The 413-nt window shown below is 66.6% G+C and carries 1 protein-coding gene; it reads right to left on the bottom strand.

All coding sequences use genetic code 11. The features are described 5' to 3' along the window. Positions 1-56: 56 nt before the first annotated feature. Positions 57-413: hypothetical protein (locus JHD79_RS22545; RefSeq protein WP_199121609.1), on the bottom strand; the 357-nt coding region annotated here is incomplete at its 5' end.

Here is a 413-nt window from a genome sequence, read left to right as displayed (position 1 = left end):
CCCTTGCTGCGGAAAATGGCCGGATTATGCGCCGGCCGCGCATGCCTGTGCCCTGCTCAGGGGAAGGAGGCACCGGCCAGCGGATGCACCATGCGCTTGACGTTGCGCACCGAGATGGAATGGAACTGGCCATCGTCGGTGACCACATCGCCGAAGGCGAAAAAGCCTTCGGCCGCGTTGCGGTTGAACTGCTCCAGGCGCTGCGCGAGGCTGGCGTTGTTGGACACGGATTCGAGGCGGTACTCGATGGCGCCCTGCTGGTCGCCGCTCTTTTCGTACAGCTGCACGCCTTCGGTATTGCCGCGCAGCACCAGGGCGCCACGCAGCAGGTGGCCCTTGGCACCCATCTCGTCCAGGCGCTGCTTCAGCGCCGTGCCGTTGGCCATGCCGAAGGGCGCGGCCAGGGCGAACAC

Source organism: Pedobacter sp. ASV28 (assembly GCF_016428855.1).
In the GTDB taxonomy this organism is placed as follows: Bacteria; Bacteroidota; Bacteroidia; order Sphingobacteriales; family Sphingobacteriaceae; genus Pedobacter.
This window is presented reverse-complemented; position numbering and strand designations above follow the sequence as displayed.